The organism is Embleya sp. NPDC059237, assembly GCF_042754105.1.
Lineage (GTDB): Bacteria > Actinomycetota > Actinomycetes > Streptomycetales > Streptomycetaceae > Embleya.
In genome coordinates this window covers 342601-357903 of the sequence record NZ_JBHZAE010000005.1, presented here as the reverse complement: position 1 = coordinate 357903, position 15303 = coordinate 342601, and the positions used below count along the sequence as shown (strand labels likewise).

The window sequence follows — 15303 nt, the reverse complement described above, 5'->3', positions numbered from 1 at the left end:
GGCCCCGACCCGCCGAGGCACGACCGCCCCCGTCTCACCCCGCCGCGGCGCCATCCGGCCGGAAGTGCGGGTGGTCGAGGAGGTCGGCCGCCAGCGCCCGCGCATACGCCTCGTCCGTGTCCGGGATCGAGAAGACCACCCGGAAGTACAGCGGGGCGATGATGCGATCGATGACCTGCTGCCGAGTGGGGACCACCCGGCCCCGCTCGGCCGCCTTCGCCAGCAACGCGTCGATCCGCACGGCGCACCGGTCCAGGCACCTCGCCAGCCCGGCCCGCCGGTCGTCGGGGTCCGGCGCCACCTCGGCCCGGAAGAACGCGATGCCGCCCGGCCGGGAGAAGTCGACCAGCGCCCACGCCGCGTAGCCGGCCAGGTCCTCGTCCAGCGCGCCGGTGGGCTCGGGCGGCCGGTCGGTGTCGTGCCGGACCAGCGCCACGTCCGCCAACAGCCCGGCCACCGTGCCCCAACGCCGGTACACGGTGGTCGGGTTGACCCCCGCCCGAGCCGCGACGGCGGGCATGGTCACCCGATCGGCGCCGAGTTCGCAGACCAGTTCGGTGGCCGCCCGATGCACCGCGGCCTGCACCCGGGCGCTGCGACCGCCCGGTCGGCTGGGACCGGGTACCCGGTCCGGGGCTGCGTTCATGCGGGTCATCTTAATGCAAAGAACTTTGCTATAGGGCTACCTCTGCGCTTAGTCTCACCCTAAAGCCAAGTCTTTTGCTTTAGGGGACACTCGTGACAACCGCCGCACCCGCGACCCGGTCGCACCCGCAGACCGCTCCGACATCCGGGCGAATATCCCGCCGCGCCGCGTTCTGGACACTCGCCGGGATCCTGTTCGCCTTCATGTGCGCGGCGGCGGCCCCATCCCCGCTCTACGTCGTCTACCAAGCCCGATGGCACTTCTCCGCGACCACCCTGACCGTGGTCTTCGCGCTCTACGCACTGGCGCTGCTGATCGCGCTGATGGTGGTCGGGGCGCTCTCCGACCACGTCGGCCGCCGCCCGGTGCTGATCGCCGCGCTCGCCGCCGAGGCCGTCGCGATGGCGCTGTTCGTGGTCGCCGACGGAGTCCCGTGGCTGCTGGCCGCCCGTGCGGCACAGGGCCTCGCCACCGGCGCGGCCACCGGTGCGATCAGCGCCGGCGTGATGGACCTCCAGTCCGGCCGCCGCCCGGGCCTGGCCACCCTGGTCAACAGCGCGGGCCCCGGCATCGGGCTCGGCGCCGGCGCCCTCGGCTCGGGCCTGCTGGTGGAGTACGCCCCCGCGCCCCGCACGCTGGTCTTCGTCATCCTCGGCGTGCTGTTCCTGATCGGCATCGCCGCCGTCGCGGTGATGCCGGAGACCGCCCGGCCGCACCCCGGCGCGCTCGCCTCGCTGCGCCCCCGGGTCGGCGTCCCGTCCGGCACCCGGGGCCGATTCCTGGCCGTCGTCCCGACCCTGGTCGCCACCTGGGCCGTCGCCGGCCTGTACCTGTCCCTCGGCCCGTCGCTGGCGGCCGGCATCCTCGGCGTGCGCAGCCACCTGATCGGCGGCCTCGTCGTCTTCGCCCTGATGATCGCGACCGCGGCCGCCTCGATCGTGCTCGGCGGTCGCAGGTCGCCCGTCCTGATGGCCGGCGGCTCGCCGACCCTGGCACTGGGCCTCGGGGTCACCCTGATCGCCCTGCACGCCGGCTCCGTCCCGCTGTTCTTCGTCGGCACCGTGATCGCGGGCATCGGCTTCGGCAGCGCCTTCCTCGGCGCGTTCGGCATCCTCGCCACACTGGCCGAACCGAGCCGCCGGGCCGAGTTGTTCGCCACCGTGTACACGGTCAACTACCTGGCCTTCAGCCTCCCCGCCGTGGCCGCCGGCATGGCGGTGTCCCCGATCGGCCTGAGCCGCACCGCCGACATCTACGCGATCGCCGTGATCGTGATCGCCCTGGCCTCCGCACTTGGCGCGATCATGACCCGAAAAACCGACAAAACGTCCTAAAATTGGACCATGGCCTCGCGCCGTCGTGCCCGGGGCCATGGCCCTCGGAAACTCGGGGACGAGCCGTCTTGGAGGACATCATGCGCAAGGTCGTCGACTGCCGGGACTTCCCCAGCGAAACGAATTGCAGCCTCACCATCGCCGGCACCGAGGACGAGGTCGTCGTGGCCGCCGCCCAGCACGCCCAGACGGTGCACGGCCACACCGACAACCCCGAACTCCGCGAAGAAATCCGCAAGTCCCTCAAGGACGAGGAACCCGGCCGCTGACCGTACGCCGGAAAGGCATTCCGCCGGTTTACCGCCGCCCCGCGCGGCCACAGTCCACGCATGCCCCGACACGACAGCACCCCGTCCGCGCCGGACCCCGTGACCGCGCTGGACCGCATCGCCTTCCTGCTCGAACGCGACCAGGCGCCCACGTACCGGGTCAAGGCGTTCCGCACCGCGTCCGCCGTGATCGCCGGACTCGATCCGGCGGAGCTGCGCACCCGGGTCGCCCGGCACACGCTGGGCGAGCTGAAGGGCATCGGCCCCAAGACGGCGGATGTGATCGAGCAGGCGCAGGCCGGCCGGGTCCCGGGCTATCTCGCCGACCTGGAGGCCCGTCCGTCGCCGCTGCCCACCACCGGCGCCGCGCTGCTCGCCGCGCAGCGCGGCGACTGCCACATGCACTCGGACTGGTCCGACGGCGGCAGCCCGATCGACGTGATGGCCCGAACCGCCCGGGACCTGGGCCACGAGTGGACTGTGCTCACCGACCACTCCCCCCGGCTGACCGTGGCCCGGGGGCTGACCGCCGACCGGCTGCGCGCGCAGCTCGACGTGGTCGCCGAACTCGCCGCCGAACTGGCCCCGTTCCGCCTGCTCACCGGCATCGAGTGCGACATCCTCGACGACGGCTCGCTGGACCAGGAGCCCGAACTCCTGGCCCGCCTCGACGTGGTCGTCGCCTCGGTGCACTCCAAACTGCGCATGGACGCCCCGGCGATGACCCACCGCCTGCTGACCGCCGTGCGCAACCCCCGGGTGAACGTGCTCGGGCACTGTACGGGCCGACTCATCCAGGGCAAGGGCCGCCCGGAGTCCACCTTCGACGCCGAGGCGGTGTTCGCGGCCTGCGCCGAGTCGGACACCGCCGTGGAGATCAACTGCCGCCCCGAACGCCGGGACCCCCCGACCCGGCTGATCCGGCGCGCACTGGCCGCGGGTGTGTACTTCTCCATCGACACCGACGCACACGCCCCCGGCCAACTCGACTGGCAGGCGCACGGCTGCGCGCGGGCCGAGGAGTGCGAGGTACCGGCGGAACGGGTGATCACCACATGGCCGGTGGACGAACTGCTCGCCTGGACGCGCCCGGCGGGGGACTGACCCGCTACTCCCCCGCGTCGGAACCCGAATCCGCGTCGCCCCGCTCCCGCGCGGCCACCTGGCGCCGCCCGATCACCGCGGCCGCCGCCGCGGCGCTGCCGGTGAACGCGAGGCCCACCACCCACGGCCGGTCCAGCACGTGGCAGGTCGCGTGGTCGATCGAGAACCGCCCGGGCCCGGCGAGCCCGATCCCGGCCGCGACGAAGCCCAGGAAGGCCGGGTACTCGAAGCCGCCCGATTGGGCGAAGAACCCGGCGGGCGCATGCACCGAGACCGCGCCGGCCATCGCGCCGGCCGCCGCCGCCCCGGCCGCCGGGGTGGCCAGGCCGAGCGCAAGCAGTACACCGCCGCCGGCCTCGCCCAGCCCGGCCGCCAGTGCGCTCTGCCGACCCGGGCGAAAGCCCATGCTTTCCATCGCCGAGCTGGTGCCGCTCAGACCGTGACCGCCGAACCAGCCGAACAACTTCTGCGAGCCGTGCGCGAACAGGACACCGCCGGTGCCGACGCGCAGCGCCAGCAGACCTACGTCCTTGCGAACCGACAGCCGGGTACGCCTCACCAGCCGAATGGGGAGCGACAACAACATGGGAGGGGCCTTCCTGGGTGTGGGTCCCCTCAGTGTCGGCTCGCCGCCGGCACCCCCGCCTGCGGTGCTGCGCCGTCGGGGGGACGGGCGGCGTCAGTGTTCGCGGGCCCGGCTGGGCTGTACTCGGGGCGGTTCGCCCGGCATCTTGGGGTGGTCCGGCGGGTACGGCAGGTCGCCGACGCCGTGGTCACGGGACTGGCGGTCGGCCAACTCGAGGGCCGGGCGCAGGTCGAAGGCGTGCTCCGCCATGTCCGCGTGCACGTCGCCGAGCCGGGCGTAGCGCGCCGGCATGCTGCCCAGGTCGAAGTCGTCGGGGTGCGCGTCGTCCACCTCGTCCCAGGTCAGCGGCGCGGAGACGGTCGCGCGGACGGTGGGGCGGGGCGAGTAGGCGGCGGCGATGGTGCGGTCGCGGGCCATCTGGTTGTAGTCGACGAAGATGCGCTCGCCGCGCTCCTCCTTCCACCAGGCGGTGGTCACCCGGTCGGGCATCCGCGCCTCCAGCTCGCGGGCCAGCGCGATCACCGCGCGCCGTACCTCGGTGAACTCCCAGTCGGGGCGGATCGGCACGTACAGGTGCAGGCCACGACCGCCGGAGGTCTTCGGCCAGGCGGTGAATCCGTACTCGTCCAGCACCTCGCGCATCGCGTGCGCGGCATGGATCGCGTCGGCGAAGTCGGTGCCGGGTTGCGGGTCCAGGTCGATGCGCAGTTCGTCGGGGTGTTCGGTGTCGGTGCGGCGGACCGGCCAGGGGTGGAAGGTCAGGGTGCCGAGGTTGGCCGCCCAGACCAGCGCGGCCACGGTGTCCGGGGCCATCTCGTCGGCGAAGCGGCCGCTGGGGAAGGTGATCCGGGCGGTGGGGATCCATTCCGGCAGGTTCTTGGGCACCCGCTTTTGGAAGAACGACTCGCCGGTGACGCCGTGCACGAAGCGTTGCAGCGTGGTGGGCCGGTCGCGCAGGCCCCGGAGCATGCCGCCACCGACCGCGATCAGGTAGCGGACCAGGTCTCCCTTGGTGAATCCGCGCTCGGGGTAGTAGACCTTGTCGACACTGCTCACCCGGACGGATCTGCCGTCGATCTCGAATTCCTCGGCCTCGCTCATGCCTCAGGGTAGGCGGATTCATACAATTTCGTCCCATTTGATGCCGCCCCGTTCAGCCATGGTTTGTCTCTGCACGGCCGCTGCGGAGGCGACCGCTCCGGGCCCCGCGCAGACTGGGCCGCATGCGCCTTCCCGTGATGCCCCCGGTCAAGCCGATGCTCGCCAAGGCCGCCGCGCGGATTCCCCCCGGCCTGCACTACGAGGCCAAGTGGGACGGGTTTCGGGCGATCGTCTTCCGGGACGGCGACGAGGTGCTGATCGGCAGCCGCAACACCAAGCCGCTGGATCGTTACTTCCCCGACGTGGTCGAGGCGGCGCTGCGGCTGCTCCCGCCGCGCTGCGTACTGGACGGGGAGCTGGTCATCGCGTTGGACGGGCGGCTCGACTTCGATCGGCTCCAGGACCGGATCCATCCGGCCTCCTCGCGCGTTCGGCATCTGGCCGAGACCACGCCGGCCTCCTTCGTGGCGTTCGACCTGCTGGCGCTCGGCGACGAGTCGTATCTGGCCCGCCCGCTGACCGAACGGCGGGCCGCGTTGGAGGCGGCGCTGGCCGACGCGGTGCCGCCGATCCACGTCGCGCCGGCCACCACCGACCCGGCCGTGGCGCGGGACTGGTTCGACCGCTTCGAGGGCGCCGGGCTGGACGGGATCGTGGCCAAGGACCCGGCCGGTCCGTACCTGCCCGACGAGCGGGCGATGGTCAAGATCAAGCACGAGCGCACCGCGGACTGCGTGGTGGCCGGATACCGCGAGCACAAGTCGGGTCCGGTGGTCGGTTCGCTGCTGCTCGGGCTGTACGACGACCGGGGTCGGCTTCAGCACGTGGGGGTGAGCGCGGCGTTCACCGCGGCCCGACGGGCCGAGCTGGTCGAGGAGTTGGCGCCGTACCGGATGACCGACCCGACCGGGCACCCGTGGGCGCACTGGGCCGAGGCCGCGGCGCACGAGGGTGACCGGTTGCCGGGCGCGATCACCCGCTGGTCGGGCGGCCGACTCTCGGACTGGGTGCCGCTGCGGCCGGAGTCGGTCTGCGAGGTGGCCTACGACCACGTCCAGGGCGACCGCTTCCGGCACACCACCCGCTTCCGCCGGTGGCGTACCGACAAGGACCCGACCGAGTGCACGTACGAACAACTCGCCGAGCCGACCCGCTACGACCTGGCCGACGTACTCGGCACCCGATAGCGCGCGTCCGGATCCCGAAGCGGCCTACCCCGCCGCCCGTTCGTCGCGGTCCTCCCGCGTGGTCGCCAGGATCGAGCGCAGGCCGTGGCGGTCCCGGACGCCCGTCTTGCGGTAGGCCCGGCCCAGCGTGTTGTCGACGGTTCGGATGGACAGGCCGCAGTGCCGGGCGATCTCCCTGCTGGTGTGCCCGTCGGCGGCCATCAGCGCGATCTGGTGTTCCCGCGCGCTGAGCGCTCCGGCGGCGGACAGGGACACCAGGCCGGGTGTCGCGGCGCCCTCACACCGGGTCGCCAGGAGCAGGGCTCGCGCATGGGCGCGCCGCGCCGCCGCCTCCCGGTTCGGCCCGTGCGCGGCGCGCCGCAGTCGGGCGGCCTCGGCCAGGCATTCGGCGGCGAGCAGTGTCGCGCCGAGCGCGGCCCAGGCGTCGGAGGCCGCGTCCAGCGCGGCGGGGTCGGCGTCGGCGATCGCGCGGGCGTGCGCGGTGCGGGCGGCCGCGTGGGCGCCCTGGGCCTCGTCGGTCATCGCGGCCAGGCGGCGCGCGGCGGCCCGGTCGCCCCAGCGGATCAGGTCGTGTTCGAGCACGCGGGCGCCGGTCGAGTCACCGCGAAGGCGGGCGGTCCCGGCGGCGTCGCGCAGGAGCGCGTGGGCCTCGTCCGCGTGCCCCCGGCAGCGCTGTGCCCAGGCATGCGCACGCAGGGTGTCCCATCCGCACAGCGCGGGGTCGGCGGTGGCGACCGCGTCCGCGAGCTGCGCCGCCTCGGGCCCGACGTGGCCGGCGTACGCGTGGGCCAGCACCAGGCCCGCGAGGGCACGGTGTTCGGCGAAGCCGTGACCCTGTACATGGGCCTGGGCCCGGGCCTCGGCGAACAGCGAGGCGGCCTGCCGTACCCGGCCGCGTTCCAGCGCGATCCGGCCGTGTACCCACCCGAACCAGACGACCAGCGCCGGGACCGGTGCCCGCAGCAGCTCGTCCAGGTTCTCCGCGAGCACCCGCTCGGCGTCGTCGAGCGGGCCCGCTTCGAGCAGCGCCCAGGCGAGCGGGTAGGCGCTGCGGGCCGGATAGAACACCTCGGTGCGGTCGGTCAGTTGGCGGTGCGCGGCGTGTGCGGTGCGGGCCGTGCGGATCGCGTCCAGGGGCCGTGAGCCGGCGAGTTCGACGCGCAGCCGGGCCTGGAGGTACAGCACGAGTTCCGGCGTCGCCCGGTCCTCGGCGAGGGCGACGGCGTCGAGCGCCGCGCAGGCCTGCTCGACCCGGCCGGTGGCGCCCAGGATGATCGAGGTCCACGCGGACAGCGCGGGCGAGGGGCCGGCCCGGCGCGCGGCCTCGCGCAGCACGGCCAACGCCCGGGGCAGGTCGCCGGGGCCGTAGAAGTGCTGGACGGCGAGGGTCAGCGCGACCGAGTGCACCTCGGGCCGCCCGGCCGCGGCGAACGCCTCCTCCAGGACGGTGATGCCCTCGGCGAACGCGCCCCGCTGCCCGAGCGCTTCGCCGAGCAGCACCCCGGCCCGCGCGTTCGGCCCGTGTCGCAGGGCGGCGCGGGCCAGCCGGCACATGGTGTCCACGTCGCCCGTGCCCAGGGCCTCCTCTGCGCCGCGCAGCAGAAGTTCGGGATCGGCCGTGCCGGTGGCGGCCAACTCCCAGCGGGCCAGGTCGAGATGGTCGCCGACCCGGTGGGCCCCGTGCGCGCGGACCCGCGCGACCTGGCCCAACAGCAGTGCGCGGGCCCGCAGTCGGCCCACGCCGGCACGCAGCACGGGGCCGTGGGCGGGCTGCGCGAGGGCCAGGCGCTCGCGGCGGTCGTGCCGGCGCAGATCGAGCAGTCGCCGCTCCTCCAGGTCGGCCAACACCTCCGTCGTCGTCTCCGCCGGCACGTCGCGCAGCCCGATCGGGCCGCACAGCGCGAGCAGTTCGAGCAGGGCACGCCGATCGGGCGGCAGCCGGTCGATCCGTGCGTCGAAGGAGACTCCGTCGAGGGTGTCGGCCAGGGGCCGCTTCAGACACCAGACCCCGTATGCCGGGCCGATGCGGTCGTCGGCGATTGCGGCGCGCAATGCCTCGCGCATGTGCAACGGGTTGCCGTGGCCCGCGGTCCACAGGGCCCGGGCGGCGAGGCCGGCGATCGGGGCGTCCAGCGCGGCGCCGAGCAGGGCCCGGGCCCGCTCCGGATCCAGCGCGAGCAGCGGCAGGTGGCGCACCGCGCCGCGCCGCCACCACGCGCGCAGCGGGTCGGGCCTGTCCACGCCGTCGGGCAGCGTGGCGAGCACGAAGACCACCTCCTCCGCCAACAACAGCGCGAGCAGGGCCGAGGAGGTCGCGTCCAGCAGGTGCACGTCGTCCACGGCGACCACGGTGCGGCGTTCGCCGGCCGCTCGACGCGCGGCCAGGTGCTCGCGGACCAGCGCGAAGAAGGCGCCGGGCGTCTCCGGGCGGGCCCCGCCGGGCAGCAGCGGGGTCAGCGCCGACAGGGCCACGGAGGTCGACGCACGAGTGGCCCGCACCCGTACGACGTGTCGGGCCCGGTCGGCGCGAGCCGCTCTCGCGGACCCACCGAGCGTCCTCTCCCCGGTCAGGCCGGCCAGGAATTCCTCCACGAGCCGACTCCTGCCGATCCCGCCCGCGCCGGTGACCACGACGCCGACACAGGTCGACGCGCGTAGCGCCCGGTCGAGTTCGACCAGTTCCGCGTCCCGACCCACGAACGGCGGACGTGCGTGCGCCCGCGCGATCCCCGGTGCCTTCCCCATCGTGCCCCCCTGCGACGTTCCCGGCAGCATGCCAGTCCCACGCCGCTGCCACGCGGGTTCGCCGGGTCCGGGTCCGAAGCGGAGGCGCACGCACACGCGGCCCGATGGAGTACCCGAGGCCGCGGAATGGAGTAGTGGGCCACTCTGTGCCGCCCCGCCGGGCCGGGGAAGAGTGGGCCGCGCAACGGGCGGGCCGAGGGGACGGTCCGCCCCCGGAGGGGGGACACGATGGTGAACACGAGGCGGTTGCGCCGCCGCCTGGCGCCGCTGGCACTGATCACCGTGCTCGCGGCAGGCACGGTCACGGTGGGCACGGCGTCGGCGGAGCGTTGCCAGGACTGCGAGCCGGGCGGTGGCGGTGGTGGGGGCGGCACCGGCGGTGGCACCGGCGGCGGAGGTACCGGAGGCGGCACCGGCTCGAACGTACCCACGCGGCACGTCAAGCTGACCGGCTCCGTCGCGATGAAGGACGCCGAGGGCATGTTCAACGACGACAAGTTCTGCTCCGACGCCTTCACCTACGAACTGGCCGCCCCGATCGGGCAGTGGACGGTGAGCCGGCGGGACAGCTTCTGCGGCGGCGAGGTGCGGGTGGAGACCTACATGGACGTCTTCCCGGCGACCGACGGCACGATGCAGGCCGTGCTGCGGGTCAAGTTGTTCGAGGGGACGGACTACCAGACCCGGGATCTCGACGGCGAGGGCAGCGCGATCCTGCCGACCCTCGCCGCGGGCGCTTCCGCCGCCACGCAGGTCTCGGTACTCAGCGACGAGGCGGGGGCGAGCGACTACGGCAGCTCCTCCGTCACCTTCACCAACGCATAGGGGGTCGAACACATGCGGAACACGCTGTGGCGCCGCACGCGCAGGGCGGCGACACTCGCCGCGAGCACCACGCTGGTCCTCGGCGCACTCACCGTCGGCTCCGCGTCGGCGCAGCGGTGCGAGGACTGTGAGCCCGGCGGCGGAGGCGGCGGCACGGGCGGCGGTCCGACCACTCCGGTGGTCTATCGGCACGTCGCCCTGGAGGGCTGGTTGAACCTGTACGACCACGAGGGAGGCAACAGTTACACCCGTTGCGAGGGCAGCGGCGGCGACTACTTTTGGTACGACCTCCAGGCTCCCGTCGGGCAGTGGACCACGAGTCGGCGGGACAGTTTCTGCGGCGGCGAGGTGCGGCTGGAGACCAGGATCGCGGTCCGGCCGAACGCGGACGGCACCCTGGACTATCGCGGCGAGCAGTTGTTGTACGAGGGCACCACCACGCACAGCAACGACCTCGACGGCAAGGCGACCATCACGGAGAACACGGTGGCACCGGGAGCCACCACGGGGTTGGACGTCTCGGCGCTCAACGGCGACGAGCAGGGCCACCTGGTCTTCAACTTCGGCCAGGTCGACGACACGTTCCAGCTTTCGCTCGCCTGGGTGCACGACACGAGCGACCCCACCGACTACACGATCTCCCGCTTCCGCATCCACAACGCCTGACCGACCGGTCCCGGCCCGCCGACGGCTTCCCGCGCACGCGTGCGCGGGAAGCCGTCGGGCTCACGTGCGGGCCAGGTCCACGAACAGGGCGCTGGACCAGCCGAAGCCGGAGGTGGCCCGGCCGGCTCGGGCACCGGTGAGTGGGTTCCAGTACTCGTACAGGCCGCCGCCCTCGGCCACCATCCGCACCGTGCGTTCGGTCAACTCGTCGGCCACGTCCGGGTATCCGGATCGGCGCAGGCCCTCGATCAGCAGGTAGTTGACGTTGAGCCAGACCGGCCCGCGCCACATCGCGTCGGGGTCGAAGTCCGGGTCGTCGAACGCGACGGTGGGCACCGGGCGTTCGCCCCAAAAGCTCGCCGAGCGCAGGTCGGCGACCAGTCGGTCGGCGATGGCGCGCGGCAGTCGGCCGGTGAGCAGCGGCAGCAGTTCCAGCGGGGTGCGGGTGGCCACCGCGCGGCCCGCCGAGACGGTACCGAAGCGCTCGCCGTCCCAGCGGCGGGCGATCAGCAACTCGGTGTGCGCGGCCGCGCGTTCGCGCCAGCCGGCGGCCTCGTCCACCCGGCCGAGCGCCTCGGCGATGTCGCCGAGGACGTCGAACTGGAGCGCCAGGTAGGAGTTCAGATCCGGCGGTTCGGCGCGCGGGCCGTAGTCCCAGACGGGGCTGTCGTCCAGGCCGCTGGAGTACGGGTGCAGGTATTCGGCCAGGCCGTCCCCGTCGGGGTCGGAGTGGGTGAGCCACCACTGCTGGGAGCGCACGAGCGGCTCGTAGACCTCGGCCAGGAAGTCGAGGTCGGGGGCGGCCCGGTGGATCTTCCAGACCGCCCACGCGGTCAGCGGCGGCTTGGTCACCGGGACCACCTCGCCGGTCGACGCGGCGGCGGCCTCCTCCGCCCCCAGAGCACTGCCGACGTGCTCGGCCAGCCGGGCCCGGTCGGAGCGGGGCAGGTCGGTGGTCTCGGCCAGCACCCCCTCGTCGTGCACGACGTCGGGGATCAGGCCGTCGGGGCGCTGGTGGGCGAGCAGGATCCGGATCTGGTCCCGGGCCAGTTCGGCATCGCCGTGGCGCAGCGCGATGGCGTGGAAGTACGCGTCCCAGTTCCACACCCCGACGTAGCCGAAGCGGGACGGGACCAGACCCTCGCGACCGCCCGCCTGCCCGATCGGCAGCAGGTTGATCCCGAGCGTCCACCAGGCAAGCGCCGCCCGCTCGCGCAGGTCGGCGCGCACGGCCGGCATACGCTCGAACCAGGTCGTCCACCGTGCGCGGGCCGCGCCCAGGACGGTCGGCGCGTCGGGCGCGTCCTTGCCGACCAGTACCAGCCGGCCGTCGATCGCGGCGCCGTGCGCGATGCCGTCCGCGTCGAGCCATTCGGCCCGCGCGCCGGTGCCGGTGAGCACGAGGGTGTCCGCGTCGGCGAAGGCCAGGTGTACCCCGCCCGCGAAGGTGATCCGGTCCGGGCGCGCGGCCCGGATCGGCAGCGCCGCGCCGTCCGCCGCGCGGATCCGCAGCGCGGTGAGCACGATCGTGTCGCTCAGCCGCGTCTCGTACTCGGATCGGGCCACCCACAGGTCGCCGTCGTCCGCGGCGAGCACGAGCAGTCGCGATCCCCGGTCGGTGAAGGGGCGTTCGCGCAGGTCCAGCGCCACCAGGTCGAGTAGGGGCGTGGGCATGTCAGCGTCCTCCCATGCCGGATGCCGCCATGCTGTTGATGATCTTCCGCTGGCCGATCACGAAGGCGATCAGCATCGGCACCACGGAGATCGTCGACGCGGCGAGCAGCAGGCCGTAGTCCAGTCCGCCGTGCTGGCCCTTGAACGAGGCGAGCAACATCGGAACGGTGAATTTCTCCTCCGAGTTCAGGAAGATCAGCGGGTAGATGAAGCTGTTCCAGCTGCCCAGGAAGACGATGATGCCCAGGGCCGCCATGCCCGGCTTGATGTTGGGCAGCACGATCCGGGTGAAGATCGTCCACCGGTTCGCGCCGTCGAGGCGGGCGGCCTCCTCCAGTTCGATGGGCACCGCGCGGATGAACTGGCGCATCATGAACACCGCGAACGGGTTGGCGATGGCGGGCAGGATCAGCGCCATGTGGGTGTCGATCCAACCGAAGTGCGACAACATCACGTACAGCGGCACCAGGGTGACCTGGGTGGGCACCATCTGGGTGAGCAGGAAGACCACGAACAGCGAACGCGAGAACGGGAAGTCGATCCGGCTGAACGCGTAGGCCGCCATCGAGGCGGTGAGCAGGGTGGCCACGACGGTGATCGCGGCGATGTAGAAGCTGTTCCAGTAGGCGCGCCCGAACGGCATCGCGTCCAGGGCGTCGGGGAAGTTGCTCGCCCGCCAGGGATCCGGGATCCAGGACAGCGGATCCTGGATCATCTGCCCCTCGCCCTTGAACGCGGTGAGCAACATCCAGATGAACGGGAACACCATCAGCAGCCCGCCCACGATGAGCAGGGTGTGCAATGCGACGGTGCCGATACGACGGCGGATGGCCGTGACCATCACGACCCTCCTCTCCTACGACTCGTAGTGGACGAAGCGCTTTTGCGCGCGGAACTGGACGAGGGTCACCACGATCGTCATCAGCGTCAGGAGCAGGGCGGCGGCGCTGCTGGCGCCGAACTCGAACTTCTTGAAGCCCAGGTCGTAGACCTGGTACACGATCGTGCGCGCGCCCTCGTTGTGGTCGGGGTCGACGAGCACGTAGATCTGGTCGAACGCCTGGAACGAGCTGATCACCGCGACCACGAAGGAGAAGAAGATGGTCGGCGACAGCAGTGGCAGCGTCACGTGTCGGAAGATGCGCAGCGGGCCCGCGCCGTCGATCCGGGCCACCTCGGTCAGGTGTGCCGGGATGGACTGGAGACCGGCCAGGAAGATCACCACGTTCAGCCCGAGCGAGGACCAGATGGTCACCGCCGCGATCGCGACCATCACCCAGTCGGGGTCGTTGAGCCAGTCGGGCAGGGTGATCCCGAACCAGTCGTGCACGGTGTTGTTGAGCATGCCCAGGTCGCCGCTGGCGAGGAGCATCTGCCAGATCACCGCGACCGCCACCGAGCTGGTGACCACGGGCAGGAAGTAGACCACCCGGTAGAAGGTCTTGCCGCGCACGTTGTTCAGCGCCATGGCGATCAACAACGCCAGGGCCAGGCCCACGGGCACCGTGATCAGTCCCAGGGTCAGCGTGTTCAGGACCGCGTCGCGGAAGGTGGGGTCGGACAGCTGGGTCTGGAAGTTGTCGAAGCCGACCCAGGACTTCTCACCCAGGCCGTCCCACTTCATGAACGCCAGCACGACCGCGAAGCCGAGCGGGATCAGGGTGAACAGCAGCAGGAAGGCCAGTTGCGGCCCGAGGAAGAGGGCGGCCCACCACCGTTCCCGGCGCCGCCGGCCCCGAAGGGACCGGCGGCGCTCGGAGGTTTCCTCGGTGGTCGGGCGCCGTGTGTCGGTCGTGCGGCTGAGCGTGGACGTGGTCACGGCGGCCCCCGGTCAGTGCAGTTTGGCGGAGACGAGCGAGCCGAGTTCGTTCATCGCCTGGTCGAAGCCGATCTTGCCGGTCCACAACTTCAGCAGGTGCTCGTTGATGTCGGCGGTCAGCGCGGGCACGCCGGCCTCCTCCGGGTAGTTGGCGAAACCGCCGTCGCGGGCGTCGATGAAGGTCTGCGCGTGCGCCGGGTAGCCCTCCATCACCACGCTGTCCGCGCCCTTGACCGAGGGCACCGCGTTGCCGCCGCCCTTCAGGCGCAGCAGTTGGCCGTCCTTGGAGACGAACTCGGACATGAACGTCCAGGCGGCCTGCGCCTTCTTGGTGTCCTTGTTCATCGCGAGGAAGGACGTGCCCACCGTCTGCGGCATCAGCACGCCGGTCTGCGACGGGAACGGCACGATGTCGTAGTTGTCCTGCTGGCCCTTCTTGACCGTGTCGATCATCCACCGGCCGCCCGCGGCGAAGCCGACCTTGTGCTTGATGAACTGCACGTCGGAGCCGTTGCCCTCGGGCAGGAGGTCGGCGACCAGGAACGTCTTGTCCTGGTAGCCGTCGGCCAGCGTCTTCAATGCCTCACGCGACTTGGGGTCGGTGTTGCCGACGAACTTGCCGCCGTCGTACACCTTGCCGCCGAAGCCGTTGATCATGCTGTAGGTCGAGCCGTACCAGTTGTAGAAGACCGAGCCGGCCTTGTCGGCGGCCTTCAACTTGCGGTTCATGTCCAGGAACGTGGCCATCGTCCACTTGCCCTGGGCGTTCAGCGCGGCCGGGTCGTCGGTGATCCCGGCGTCCTTGAGCGTCTGCTTGTCGTACCAGAGCACCTCGGGGTTGGCGTCGTTGGGAATGCCGTAGATCTGGCCGTCCTTCTTGGCGCCGCCGTACAGGCCGTCGAAGAACTCCTCGGGCTTGGCCTTGCTGTCGGGGGCGGCCATCTTGTCGTTGAGCGGGGCGAGCACCCCGGCGGAGACGAATTTCCCGGCGAAGTCGTCGCCTATGTAGAAGACGTCGGGCGCGGTCTTGGAGGAGAGCTGGGTGAGCAGCTTGGCGTGGTAGTCGCTGTAGGACGGCACCGCCTGGAGCTTCAGGTTGATGTCGGGGTGCCGCTTGCCGAAGTCCTTCTCGAATGCCTTGAACCGGGCGAGCTCTTCCGGGTTGCCCCAGGTCGACCAGGTGATGGTGGTCTTGGAGCCGGAACCGGAACCGCTGCTGCCGCCACAACCGCTGGTGGCGACGAGCGCGGCGCCGGCGGCCAGCACGGCCACGGTCTTCGCGGCGCGGGAGATTGACACGATGTGCCTCCGGGGGGATGAGTGCGGGACGTGCACGTGCGGGGAAGG

Annotated in this window: 14 protein-coding genes; 6 read left to right on the top strand and 8 right to left on the bottom strand. The window is 72.1% G+C overall.

The window, feature by feature from the left end; translation table 11 throughout:
* Positions 1 to 34: 34 nt before the first annotated feature.
* Positions 35 to 646 (bottom strand): TetR/AcrR family transcriptional regulator, encoded by a 612-nt coding sequence (locus tag ACFXKZ_RS18900; protein ID WP_380001796.1) that lies wholly within the window; start codon positions 644 to 646, stop codon positions 35 to 37.
* Positions 647 to 738: 92 nt separating this feature from the next.
* Between ACFXKZ_RS18900 and ACFXKZ_RS18895 the strand changes: the two genes are divergently transcribed.
* The 3 genes from ACFXKZ_RS18895 (at position 739) to ACFXKZ_RS18885 (ending at position 3353) form a co-directional block, all read left to right on the top strand.
* Entirely contained in the window at positions 739 to 1980 is a 1242-nt protein-coding gene (locus tag ACFXKZ_RS18895) for an MFS transporter (protein ID WP_380001794.1), read from the top strand.
* An 80-nt stretch (positions 1981 to 2060) separates the two neighbouring features.
* Complete coding sequence (locus tag ACFXKZ_RS18890) at positions 2061 to 2249, top strand: DUF1059 domain-containing protein (RefSeq protein WP_380001792.1); 189 nt, start codon at positions 2061 to 2063, stop codon at positions 2247 to 2249.
* Between the two features lie 60 nt (positions 2250 to 2309).
* Positions 2310 to 3353: a PHP domain-containing protein gene (locus ACFXKZ_RS18885; protein WP_380001790.1), complete on the top strand. Its 1044-nt coding sequence runs from the start codon at positions 2310 to 2312 to the stop codon at positions 3351 to 3353.
* 4 nt (positions 3354 to 3357) lie between these two features.
* Here ACFXKZ_RS18885 and ACFXKZ_RS18880 read toward each other — a convergent pair whose 3' ends face one another.
* Both ACFXKZ_RS18880 and ligD read right to left on the bottom strand, forming a co-directional pair.
* Positions 3358 to 3939, bottom strand: a complete 582-nt coding sequence (locus ACFXKZ_RS18880; protein ID WP_380001788.1) for a DoxX family protein — start codon at positions 3937 to 3939, stop codon at positions 3358 to 3360.
* 93 nt (positions 3940 to 4032) lie between these two features.
* Positions 4033 to 5040 (bottom strand): non-homologous end-joining DNA ligase, encoded by a 1008-nt coding sequence (gene ligD / locus ACFXKZ_RS18875; RefSeq protein WP_380001787.1) that lies wholly within the window; start codon positions 5038 to 5040, stop codon positions 4033 to 4035.
* Positions 5041 to 5162: 122 nt separating this feature from the next.
* Between ligD and ACFXKZ_RS18870 the strand changes: the two genes are divergently transcribed.
* Entirely contained in the window at positions 5163 to 6227 is a 1065-nt protein-coding gene (locus ACFXKZ_RS18870) for an ATP-dependent DNA ligase (protein ID WP_380001785.1), read from the top strand.
* A 24-nt stretch (positions 6228 to 6251) separates the two neighbouring features.
* Here the strand turns inward: ACFXKZ_RS18870 and ACFXKZ_RS18865 are convergent, their stop codons facing one another.
* Positions 6252 to 8972: an AAA family ATPase gene (locus ACFXKZ_RS18865; RefSeq protein WP_380001783.1), complete on the bottom strand. Its 2721-nt coding sequence runs from the start codon at positions 8970 to 8972 to the stop codon at positions 6252 to 6254.
* Between the two features lie 228 nt (positions 8973 to 9200).
* Here ACFXKZ_RS18865 and ACFXKZ_RS18860 point away from each other — a divergent pair, with 228 nt between their 5' ends.
* The gene (locus ACFXKZ_RS18860) at positions 9201 to 9797 is read left to right on the top strand and encodes a hypothetical protein (RefSeq protein WP_380001781.1); all 597 of its coding nucleotides are present in this window, start codon (positions 9201 to 9203) and stop codon (positions 9795 to 9797) included.
* A gap of 12 nt (positions 9798 to 9809) precedes the next feature.
* Complete coding sequence (locus tag ACFXKZ_RS18855) at positions 9810 to 10463, top strand: hypothetical protein (protein WP_380001779.1); 654 nt, start codon at positions 9810 to 9812, stop codon at positions 10461 to 10463.
* Between the two features lie 60 nt (positions 10464 to 10523).
* Here ACFXKZ_RS18855 and ACFXKZ_RS18850 read toward each other — a convergent pair whose 3' ends face one another.
* The 4 genes from ACFXKZ_RS18850 to ACFXKZ_RS18835 are packed head-to-tail and all read right to left on the bottom strand — an operon-like array spanning position 10524 to position 15255.
* Positions 10524 to 12137 (bottom strand): amylo-alpha-1,6-glucosidase, encoded by a 1614-nt coding sequence (locus ACFXKZ_RS18850; protein ID WP_380001777.1) that lies wholly within the window; start codon positions 12135 to 12137, stop codon positions 10524 to 10526.
* 1 nt (position 12138) lies between these two features.
* Positions 12139 to 12978, bottom strand: a complete 840-nt coding sequence (locus ACFXKZ_RS18845) for a carbohydrate ABC transporter permease (protein ID WP_380001775.1) — start codon at positions 12976 to 12978, stop codon at positions 12139 to 12141.
* 15 nt (positions 12979 to 12993) lie between these two features.
* On the bottom strand, positions 12994 to 13956 hold the full coding sequence (locus ACFXKZ_RS18840; RefSeq protein ID WP_078973998.1) for a carbohydrate ABC transporter permease: 963 nt from the start codon (positions 13954 to 13956) through the stop codon (positions 12994 to 12996).
* 12 nt (positions 13957 to 13968) lie between these two features.
* Complete coding sequence (locus ACFXKZ_RS18835; protein ID WP_380001772.1) at positions 13969 to 15255, bottom strand: ABC transporter substrate-binding protein; 1287 nt, start codon at positions 15253 to 15255, stop codon at positions 13969 to 13971.
* Positions 15256 to 15303: the final 48 nt, after the last annotated feature.

Excerpts from the sequence above, each read along its gene's own strand:
- ACFXKZ_RS18855 (WP_380001779.1), top strand. The coding sequence starts at position 9,810 with ATGCGGAACACGCTGTGGCGCCGCACGCGCAGGGCGGCGACACTCGCC.
- ACFXKZ_RS18860 (WP_380001781.1), top strand. The coding sequence starts at position 9,201 with ATGGTGAACACGAGGCGGTTGCGCCGCCGCCTGGCGCCGCTGGCACTG.
- ACFXKZ_RS18850 (WP_380001777.1), bottom strand. The coding sequence starts at position 12,137 with ATGCCCACGCCCCTACTCGACCTGGTGGCGCTGGACCTGCGCGAACGC.
- ACFXKZ_RS18885 (WP_380001790.1), top strand. The coding sequence starts at position 2,310 with ATGCCCCGACACGACAGCACCCCGTCCGCGCCGGACCCCGTGACCGCG.
- ligD (WP_380001787.1), bottom strand. The coding sequence starts at position 5,040 with ATGAGCGAGGCCGAGGAATTCGAGATCGACGGCAGATCCGTCCGGGTG.
- ACFXKZ_RS18870 (WP_380001785.1), top strand. The coding sequence starts at position 5,163 with ATGCGCCTTCCCGTGATGCCCCCGGTCAAGCCGATGCTCGCCAAGGCC.
- ACFXKZ_RS18890 (WP_380001792.1), top strand. The coding sequence starts at position 2,061 with ATGCGCAAGGTCGTCGACTGCCGGGACTTCCCCAGCGAAACGAATTGC.
- ACFXKZ_RS18880 (WP_380001788.1), bottom strand. The coding sequence starts at position 3,939 with ATGTTGTTGTCGCTCCCCATTCGGCTGGTGAGGCGTACCCGGCTGTCG.
- ACFXKZ_RS18845 (WP_380001775.1), bottom strand. The coding sequence starts at position 12,978 with ATGGTCACGGCCATCCGCCGTCGTATCGGCACCGTCGCATTGCACACC.
- ACFXKZ_RS18900 (WP_380001796.1), bottom strand. The coding sequence starts at position 646 with ATGAACGCAGCCCCGGACCGGGTACCCGGTCCCAGCCGACCGGGCGGT.
- ACFXKZ_RS18865 (WP_380001783.1), bottom strand. The coding sequence starts at position 8,972 with ATGGGGAAGGCACCGGGGATCGCGCGGGCGCACGCACGTCCGCCGTTC.